Source organism: Rhodopseudomonas sp. B29, from assembly GCF_000333455.1.
GTDB lineage: Bacteria > Pseudomonadota > Alphaproteobacteria > Rhizobiales > Xanthobacteraceae > Rhodopseudomonas.
Genome location: NZ_BADD01000404.1, coordinates 1 through 8,481, shown reverse-complemented (window position 1 = coordinate 8,481; position 8,481 = coordinate 1). Strand labels below are relative to the sequence as shown.

Annotated in this window: 7 protein-coding genes and 3 pseudogenes; 3 read left to right on the top strand and 7 right to left on the bottom strand. The window is 65.7% G+C overall.

What is annotated here, in order from left to right; translation table 11 throughout:
• Positions 1 to 3: 3 nt before the first annotated feature.
• A complete protein-coding gene (locus I5M_RS14550; RefSeq protein WP_022722066.1) occupies positions 4 to 762 on the bottom strand; it encodes a carbonic anhydrase in 759 nt (252 codons plus the stop codon).
• A gap of 105 nt (positions 763 to 867) precedes the next feature.
• A pseudogene (locus tag I5M_RS29800) lies at positions 868 to 1,457 on the bottom strand (helix-turn-helix transcriptional regulator).
• A 369-nt stretch (positions 1,458 to 1,826) separates the two neighbouring features.
• Between I5M_RS29800 and I5M_RS14540 the strand changes: the two are divergent.
• Positions 1,827 to 2,171 (top strand): DUF952 domain-containing protein, encoded by a 345-nt coding sequence (locus tag I5M_RS14540; protein ID WP_031336421.1) that lies wholly within the window; start codon positions 1,827 to 1,829, stop codon positions 2,169 to 2,171.
• Positions 2,168 to 3,262, top strand: a complete 1,095-nt coding sequence (locus I5M_RS14535) for a quinone-dependent dihydroorotate dehydrogenase (RefSeq protein WP_022722064.1) — start codon at positions 2,168 to 2,170, stop codon at positions 3,260 to 3,262. The genes I5M_RS14540 and I5M_RS14535 overlap by 4 nt, the downstream gene beginning before the upstream one ends.
• 153 nt (positions 3,263 to 3,415) lie before the next feature.
• On the opposite strand, the gene I5M_RS14525 is transcribed toward I5M_RS14535, so the two are convergent.
• The 5 genes and pseudogenes from I5M_RS14525 to I5M_RS14505 form a co-directional block, all read right to left on the bottom strand.
• On the bottom strand, positions 3,416 to 4,150 hold the full coding sequence (locus I5M_RS14525) for an MBL fold metallo-hydrolase (protein WP_022722062.1): 735 nt from the start codon (positions 4,148 to 4,150) through the stop codon (positions 3,416 to 3,418).
• 127 nt (positions 4,151 to 4,277) lie between these two features.
• The gene (locus tag I5M_RS14520; protein ID WP_022722061.1) at positions 4,278 to 4,982 is read right to left on the bottom strand and encodes a carbonic anhydrase; all 705 of its coding nucleotides are present in this window, start codon (positions 4,980 to 4,982) and stop codon (positions 4,278 to 4,280) included.
• Between the two features lie 137 nt (positions 4,983 to 5,119).
• Positions 5,120 to 6,385, bottom strand: a complete 1,266-nt coding sequence (locus I5M_RS14515) for an MATE family efflux transporter (protein WP_083909588.1) — start codon at positions 6,383 to 6,385, stop codon at positions 5,120 to 5,122.
• Positions 6,386 to 6,460: 75 nt separating this feature from the next.
• Positions 6,461 to 6,763: a DUF6460 domain-containing protein gene (locus tag I5M_RS14510; protein ID WP_022722059.1), complete on the bottom strand. Its 303-nt coding sequence runs from the start codon at positions 6,761 to 6,763 to the stop codon at positions 6,461 to 6,463.
• A gap of 67 nt (positions 6,764 to 6,830) precedes the next feature.
• A pseudogene (locus I5M_RS14505) lies at positions 6,831 to 8,189 on the bottom strand (ATP-dependent DNA ligase); the annotation flags it as partial.
• On the opposite strand from I5M_RS14505, the pseudogene I5M_RS32275 reads away from it, so the two are divergent.
• A pseudogene (locus I5M_RS32275) lies at positions 8,185 to 8,316 on the top strand (uracil-DNA glycosylase); the annotation flags it as partial. The pseudogenes I5M_RS14505 and I5M_RS32275 sit on opposite strands and share 5 nt — an antisense overlap.
• Positions 8,317 to 8,481 lie beyond the last annotated feature (165 nt).

Genomic DNA, 8,481 nt, shown 5'->3' with positions numbered 1-8,481 from the left:
CGCTTAGTTCGACTGCAGCACGAAGCGGCGGTTTTCCTTCTGCACCGGCCGTGCATTCATCGGATACAGCTTGGCGAAGGCGGCGACGTCTTCGGCCGCGACCTCGACCGGCGTGGTCAGCACGATCCAGTCGACCACTTCCGAGCAGGGCGGGGTGGTCAGCGAGCCTTCGTAGCGGAAGTAGCTGCGCTTCTCGGGCAGGAAGGCGTTGGGGTTGATGGCGCTGTCGGCCTTTACCGCCGGGCCTTCGCTCTGGGGCATGGTGGCGACGATCTTGGCGAAGGCCGGGTTCGACTTGCCCTCCTGCATCAGCACGCCGACGACGCCGAGCGTGCCGGTCGACATGCGGTGCACGAAGTGGACTTCCATCGGCAGCGACTTGCCGTCGATCGTGTGCTCGCTCGGGCGGTGGAAATGGAATTGCACGAGGTCGAAGTTGGCAGAGCCGAGCTTCAGCGTGCTGCCGGGCGCTGCATTCAACTGGATGGTATGGCCGTTGTTGACGATGGTGTCGGCGCTGTCGGCCCAGTGGATTTCCAGCGGGTAGAGATTCGCGCTGATGGTCGAGCTGATGTCGATGGGAGACTGCTGGACGCCGATGGTACAGATCTGGTTGGCGGGATCGAGTTCGCCCCATTTGGCGGGGCCGGTGTCCCCCTCATAGCCCCAATGATGGGCGCCTTCGGCGGCCACGCCGACGGAGGCGCAGACCGGGCACATGGCAAGAGCGGCAAAAGCTTTCAGGACGTCGCGGCGATGCATGGGATGGCTCCGGGTTGGTTCCCGAATCCACCATTGCCCAGCACATTCATTTTGTGAAGTGAGAGTAGTTGACTACCAGTCTCAGAACTGACGGTTAGTGGACGCTTACTGGCTGGCCCAGACGATACGGGCGATCCATTCCACCTCTGACGGCGCCAAAGTGCGGTCGGGATGGCTGGGATTGAGCGACTGCAGCTCGACGATCTTGGTGGTCCGCCGTTTCAGCTCCTTGACCATCACTTCGCCGCCGGTGGTCTTCACCACCACACGGTCGCCGCGGCGGACGGTGGTGCCTGGGGAAACTACGATGATGTCGCCATCGCGATAGGCCGGCTTCATCGAGTCACCGGCGATCTCCAGCGCATAGGCGTGCTCGTCATTCACCGAGGGCAGACCGACCTCGTCCCAGCCCTTGCCGACCGGGAAGCCACCGTCGTCGAAAAAGCCGCCGGAGCCGGCTTGTGCGAAGCCGATCAGTGGCACCGACTGCACCACCCGGGCGCGGTCGGTGATCAGCTGCACGAACGTGTCGATCGCCGTGTTGGTCGCGGGCACAGTGCCTTGGCGACCGATTCGGTTGAAGGCCAGCGCTCGCGCCCGTCATTGGTGATGCGCTTGGATTTGTTGAAGGTCGTCGCGTCGAGAGCCGACTTCTTTGTCAGAACGGAGGGCGAAAGGCCCGATCGCTCGCACAGTCGGTCGAGCGCAGTTCAGATCTGGTCGTGGGTCAGCATGTGCATCGGTCGGAAACCTTTCGGAGCAGCCGGAGCATATCAAAAAAATCGCTCGACAATATAGGAATTATTACCTCAAGCAAAGTCGCTGTGCAATGCCTTTTGGTGGCCTGTCGCCGCTCTTGAAGTCGACCGGTGGTGCAAGATACGAGTGATTTGGCGCTCGGAGATTCCGGGCGACTGAAACCTGCCGCGACCGGATTGATCCAGCCCGGCCGGGCCGCCGGAAATATCAACTGGTTGTTTTCGAAGCTGTTTCGGTTGACTCGCGGTCTGCTTGCCGTCGATCGGTCGACACCAGCGACCAGCAGCTTGCCGGAATGCGGGGCCTTGGGGACGATTTACAAGATCTGTGACGCCGCCGCCTGGCAGGAGGCCGAACAGGCCGGCGTCTATCGTGGCAGCGCGGACGATCATCGCGACGGCTTCATCCATTTCTCGACCGCCGCGCAACTGCCGGGGACGCTGCTGAAGCATTATGTCGGCAAGACCGACCTCAAGGTCGTGGCGGTGCGGGCCGAAGCGCTCGGCACGGCGCTGCGCTTCGAGCCGTCGCGCGGTGGCGACCTGTTTCCGCATCTTTACGGCGAGCTGCCGATGTCGGCCGTGATCAGCGTCGATGACATCCTGACGCTGGCCGACGGCAGCCATCAGCCGCCGGAGCTGTTGGCATGATTCGCGCGGTCGAAGCGCTGTCGCTGCCGCTGCTGCGCTGGATCGATCCGGAGGATGCGCACCGGCTGGCGATTCGCGGCCTCAAGCTGCTGCCGCATGCGGAGCCGCAGCCGGACGATCCCAAGCTGGCGGTTCGGGCGTTTGGCCTCAACTTCCCGAACCCCGTCGGGATGGCGGCGGGCTTCGACAAGAACGCCGAAGTGCCGGACTCGCTGCTGCGGCTCGGCTTCGGCTTCGTCGAGATAGGTAGCGTCACACCGAAGCCGCAGGCCGGCAATCCGCGGCCGCGGTTGTTTCGGCTGGAGCGCGACGAGGCGGTGATCAACCGCATGGGCTTCAACAATGACGGCGCCGAAGCGGTGCTGCGGCGGCTCGCCGCCCGCGCCGAACACGGCGGCATTGTCGGCGTCAATGTCGGAGCCAACAAGGACAGCGCGGACCGCGTCGCCGACTACGTCGCGCAGATCGAGATCTTCGCGCCGGTCGCCAGCTACTTCACCGTCAACGTGTCGTCGCCGAATACGCCGGGGCTGCGCAATCTGCAGCAATCGGCCGCACTCGACGATCTGCTGGCGCGGGTGATCGACGCCCGCGAGCGTGTACGGGCGCAGGCTGGCGACACGCCGGTACTGCTCAAGATCGCGCCCGATCTCACTCTCGGTGAACTCGACGACGTGGTGCATATCGCCCGCTCACGCCGGGTCGACGGCATGATCGTCGCCAACACCACGTTGGCGCGGCCGCCCGTACTACGCGAGCGCGAACGGATGAAGGAGCAGGGCGGGCTCAGCGGCCGGCCGCTGTTCCGGCTCTCCACCCGCATGGTGGCGGAGACCTTCGTGCGGGCCGAAGGCGCATTTCCGCTGATCGGCGTCGGCGGCATCGACTCCGGTGGCGCGGCCCTCACCAAGATCCGCGCCGGCGCCACGCTGGTGCAGCTCTATTCGTCGCTGGTCTACAAGGGCATCGGCCTGGTCGACTCGATCAAAGCCGACCTCGCCTCGACCCTGCTCCGCACCGGCCGCGAGTCGCTGTCCGAGATCGTCGGCGCCGACGCGGCGACGATCACCGCGGAAGAATGGCCGATCTGACTTCCTGCTACACGTTCGTCATTCCGGGGCGGGCGCGTAGCGCCCGAACCCGGAATCCCGATGTGATGGAAAACGACCGCGTGCACAGCAACTTCGAGATTCCGGGTTCGCTCACTTCGTGAGCGCCCCGGAATGACGGTGCTGAAGGGGAGGTTAGAACTCCACGATCAATCCATCACTCGCGCCCATGTGCGGAATGGTGTCGAGCCTGTGCAGCACCTCGTCGCCCATGTGGGTGATGATCAGCCGCTTCGGATTGATCTCGGGCAGATGCGTTTCGACCTGCTTCAGGCTGAGGTGGTTCTTCACAGCGCGCTCGTACGTATAGGCTTCACAGACGAACAGGTCGGTATCGTGCGCGGCGCTGACCAGCGTGTCGGTCCATTGCGTATCGCCGCTATAGGCCAGCGTGCGGCCTTCGGCTTCGATACGGTAGGCATAGAATGGCCCGCCGGAGTCGCCGTGCACCACTGGGAACGGCGTCACCGTAACGCCGCCGAACTGCCGCGGCACCGCCGGCTCGAGCGCGATGACCTGCAGGTCGAAACCCGGCTTGGTTGCCGAGGAGTGCTCGAACAGCGCTTCCATCACCCGGGTGAGGCGGATATCGATGCCGGCCGGCCCGGCGATCACCAGCGGCCGCTTGCGCTTGAGGAATTGCGCGTCGAGCATCAGGAACGGCAGGCCGCCGAAATGATCACCATGGAAATGCGTGATCAGAATCAGATCGAGTGCCTCACGTAAGATGCCGTAGCGCTTCAGCGCCGGCAGCGATGTGGCGCCGCAGTCGATCAGGAAGTTGACGCTCTCGCCGGAGACATGGAAACAGGTGTTGAGCCTCCCCCCGGAGCCCAGCGCATCGCCGCAGCCGACAAATCGTAGTTGCATCGCGCAGGTTCCGTCGATCGGGCTTCCACAGCCTGGAAGCCTGATCTAAGCCGGCCCATGACGCAAACGAAACCCGTACCATCGCCGGATTGCGCGTCAGCTTGCCGCGCTGAGCAACTCGGCGGTGCTAAACCAGCGCGACCTTGCCGCTGGCGAGGTCGTAGACGCCGCCGACGATCTTGAGCTTGCCGCTCGCCACCATCTTGCCGAGGATCGGCTTGGCGGCTTGCAACTTCTGTACGTTGGCCTTGACGTTGCCGACCACGGCGCGCTGCCGCAGATCGTCGCCCGGCTGCTTGAGCACAGGCTGAATCCCCGGCTTCATCGCCCGCACCAGGTCGGCGATGTGCCCGGGTAGGTCGTTGCCCTTCTGCAAGGCCGCGACGGTGGCATTGACTGCGCCGCAATTGCTGTGACCGAGCACCATGATCACCTTGGTGCCGAGCACCGCGGCGCCGTATTCGAGGCTCGCCAGGCCGTCCGGCGTGACGAAATTGCCGGCGACGCGGACGACGAACAATTGGCCTGGTCCCTGGTCGAAAGCCAGTTCGGGCGCGACGCGCGAGTCTGCGCAGCCGAGGATCGCGGCGAACGGTGCCTGGCCTTCGGCGCGCGCCGCGCGTCCGGCGGAGTAATCGCGTTCGCGCAGATCGCCGGCGGCGTATCGGGCATTGCCCTGCATCAGCTTGTCGAGCGCGGCGTCGGGCGTGTCGCCCGGATTGGACGGCGTCTGCGCCTGCGCGGCGATCGGCAGCGTCGCCGCCGCTAACAGTCCCAGGCCGCCCTGGAACAGCTTCCGCCGCGACAATCCATTGCTACACACGCCGCACATTCGTTCGCTCCCTCTTGATTTGCCTATGCAGGGAGCATGGTATTTGCGGAGGGTGCGCGTTGCGAAGAGGCGTTGTGACCGCACGTTGTGCGGGCGTGAAGATCGATCTAATTCGATCGCCGAGGTTTGAACTAAATTCAGCCGACCGTCCCGAACGAGCGGCGCAGCATCACCGGATAGCGCAGCGCTTGTAGTCCGCCGCGGGCCACGTAGTGCACCAGCAGCGCCGCCCATAGCCCTGTATTGCCGAACGAGCGTAGCGCCAGCCATGCAGTCAGAAACACAACGAGTGACAGCAGCATCAGGTTGCGCATCTCGCGTGCCCAGGTGGCGCCGATGAAGACGCCGTCGAACGCGAAGGCGAACACGCCGAGGATCGGCGCCAGCGCCACCAGCCACAGATAGTCCCGGGCGCTCGCACGCACCACGGGACTGGCGGTGATGAAGTCGATCAGCATCGGTCCCGCCAGGACATAGAGCGCTGTCACCGCCAGAGCGAAGCCGAAGCCCCACAGGATCACCAGCCGTGTCGCGGTGACGAAGCCGGCGCGGTCCTTGGCGCCGAGCGTCTTGCCGCAGAGCTGCTCGGCCGCATTGGCGAGGCCGTCGAGGAAGAAAGCGCTGACCAGCAGGAAGTTGTTGAGCACCGCGTTGGCGGCCAGCGTGACGTCGCCGGCGCGTGCGCCCTGCGCAGTGAAGAACAGAAACACGGCGATCAGCGCCGCGGTGCGGATCATGATGTCGCGGTTGACGGCGAACATCCGCAGCAGATGGTCGCGCTCGAACAGCATCGCCCGCGTCACCCGGCGGATGCCGTGGTTGAGCCAGAGCGAGATCGCCAAGCCGATGACCAGGCCGGAGCCCTCGGCAATGATAGCGGCGACCGCCGCGCCGGTGACGCCGAAGTCGAGCCACAGGACCAGCGCCACGGTGGCGGCGACGTTGATCAGATTGGTGGCGACCTGAACGGCGAGCGCCAGCGTTGCCCTCGCCCGGCCGATCAGCCAGCCCAGCACGACGAAATTCGCCAGCACCAGCGGCGCCGACCAGATGCGGATCTTGAAGTAGCTCGCCGCCGCGGCGCTCACCGCATCGCTGCCGCCCATGGCGCCGATCACCGCTCGGCCGAGCGGCGCCTGCAGCACGATCAGTCCGAGGCCGACCGCGCCGGCGACGATCAGGCCGCGCAGTAGATGCGCGGAGAGTTCGCGCGTTTGCCCGCCGCCGATCGCCTGGGCGGTGAAGGCCAGCGTGCTCATGCGCAGAAAGCCGAACAGCCAGAACAGGCAGTCGAACAGGATGGATGCCATCGCCACACCGCCGAGCAGCGTGGCGTCACCAAGCCGTCCGATGGCGGTGGTGGCGACGACGCCCAGCAGCGGCGTCGTCAGATTGGCCAGCATCGCCGGCCCGGCGATGGCGAAGACCTGCCGGGTGGTGACGCTCCGGACCGAAGTCACTTGGCGGAACAGCGCGGCTCAGCGGCCGCGCGGCGCTCCGAACAGGCGCGACAGCAGCCAGATCGGGATCACGATCACGGCGCCGAGCAGGAAGTAGCGCCACAGCCCGCTGATGGCATCGAAGCCGAGATCCCAGACCCGCTGAAACAGGAGCTGGATACTGTGCAGGATATTCCAGGGATCGAGGCCGATCGCCGCCAGCACGACGCCGACCAGGATCGACATCAGCACCAGGCGGAACAGCACCGACAGCGGCGAGCCGCCGAGGAAGCGGGTGATGCCGTCGTCGCTCGCCGGCAGATTTCGAGTGTCGTTCGTCATATCGCTCTTCCTCGTGCGGGACGCCCGCATGATAGTCGCTGCCGGGCAGATGGGGAACTGGTTGTTGTCAGTCAATGGCTGGTGCGACCGCCTCGGCTGGTTGGCCCTCGGCCTTCAGCATCCGCTCCAGCGTTTCGAGCCGGTCGGCGTCGCGCGGCGGCTTGTCCCAGCGCAGCCGGTTGATGCGCGGAAACCGCATCGCGACGCCGGATTTGTGGCGGGGCGAGCGCTGCAGACCCTCGAAGGCGACTTCCAGCACCAGTCCCTGGTCGGGTTCATGAACGACGTGGCGGACCGGGCCGAATTTCTCGGTGGTATTTCGGCGGACGAAGCGGTCGATCTGCAGCAGTTCTTCGTCGGTGAAGCCGAAATACGCCTTGCCGACCGGCACCAGCTGATCGCCGCCGTCGGCCTCGGTCCAGACCCCGAACGTATAGTCCGAGTAGTAGGACGAGCGCTTGCCGTGGCCGCGCTGGGCATACATCAGCACGGCGTCGATGATGTGCGGGTCGTGTTTCCACTTCCACCATTGGCCCTTGGGGCGGCCCGGCACATAGGGAGCGTCGCGCCGCTTCAGCATCACGCCCTCGACGGCGTCGGCATCCTCCCCCGCGCCGGCCGAAGCCGGGTCGCGCCTGGCTGCGCGCAGGCCGTCCCAATCTTCGAAGGTGACGGTCGGCGACAGGTCGATACGCGGGTCGTCGAGCCGGGCGATGAAGGCTTCGAGGCGCGCCCGCCGCTCGTCGAACGGCAGCGTGCGCAGATCCTCGTCGCCGTCGCCGAGCAAATCGTAGGCGCGCAGATGGATCGGATAGTCCTTGGTGAGCTTGGGCGTCACCGATTTGCGGTTCAGCCGCTGCTGCAGCACGTTGAACGACTGCACGCGCTTGTTGCGGAGCACCAGCAGCTCACCGTCGATCGCGCCGGGCAGCCGCAGGGATGGCAGCAGGTCCGGGAAGCTCATGGTGATGTCTTCACCGCTGCGCGAGTAGAGGCGCACGACGGTGTCGCCGTTGTCGCTCACGCCGCTGACGGCCTGAACGCGGATGCCGTCCCATTTCCATTCGGCGATATAGTCGGCCGGGTTCATGCCGGCGAAGTCGTTGTCCTCGACCGCATGCGCCAGCATCACCGGGCGGAACGGCGCCGGATCAAGGTTCTCCGGCTTGTCGCCGCGGCCTTCCAGCCAGGCGAATAGTTCGAGGTAGGGCGGCTCCAGCCCTGGCCACACCAGCTCGACGTCGTGCGGGTCCTTGTCGCCGAGCGCGGCGGCGGCCGTCTTGGCGAGCCGCGCCGAGACGCCGATGCGTAGCGAGCCGGTGACCAGCTTCAGCAGCGCCCAGCGCCCGGTCTCGTCCAGCTCATCGAGCCAGCGTGCGAGCTGAGCCGGCAGCTCGGCCTTGCCGAGGCTGTGAAGGGTGACTATCCGCGCGCTACCGACGCTGCACCCCGCCTATCTGCTGCGCCAGCCGACCTACAAGCGTCACGCCTGGCAGGACCTCCGCGCGATCGTCACCGCGCTCGAAGCGACGGAGAAGTCGGCGGCTAGTTAGCTCGGGCCCGCGACGCCAAGGGTCCCCGCGATCCGAAGCAGCGTACGCCGGGGAACGAAGCCTTCGCGCCATGCGTGCGTCACGCGTGTTCACACACCAGACATCTCCAGACATAGAACCTATCCAGTCTGCCTCCGCGTGCATTGACCTGCGTAGTTCGATCCC

Bases quoted from the DNA above. Each gene is read 5' to 3' on its own strand.
- I5M_RS14520 (WP_022722061.1), bottom strand. From the start codon at position 4,982: ATGTGCGGCGTGTGTAGCAATGGATTGTCGCGGCGGAAGCTGTTCCAG.
- I5M_RS14515 (WP_083909588.1), bottom strand. From the start codon at position 6,385: ATGCTGGCCAATCTGACGACGCCGCTGCTGGGCGTCGTCGCCACCACC.
- I5M_RS14510 (WP_022722059.1), bottom strand. From the start codon at position 6,763: ATGACGAACGACACTCGAAATCTGCCGGCGAGCGACGACGGCATCACC.
- I5M_RS14550 (WP_022722066.1), bottom strand. From the start codon at position 762: ATGCATCGCCGCGACGTCCTGAAAGCTTTTGCCGCTCTTGCCATGTGC.
- I5M_RS14535 (WP_022722064.1), top strand. From the start codon at position 2,168: ATGATTCGCGCGGTCGAAGCGCTGTCGCTGCCGCTGCTGCGCTGGATC.
- I5M_RS14525 (WP_022722062.1), bottom strand. From the start codon at position 4,150: ATGCAACTACGATTTGTCGGCTGCGGCGATGCGCTGGGCTCCGGGGGG.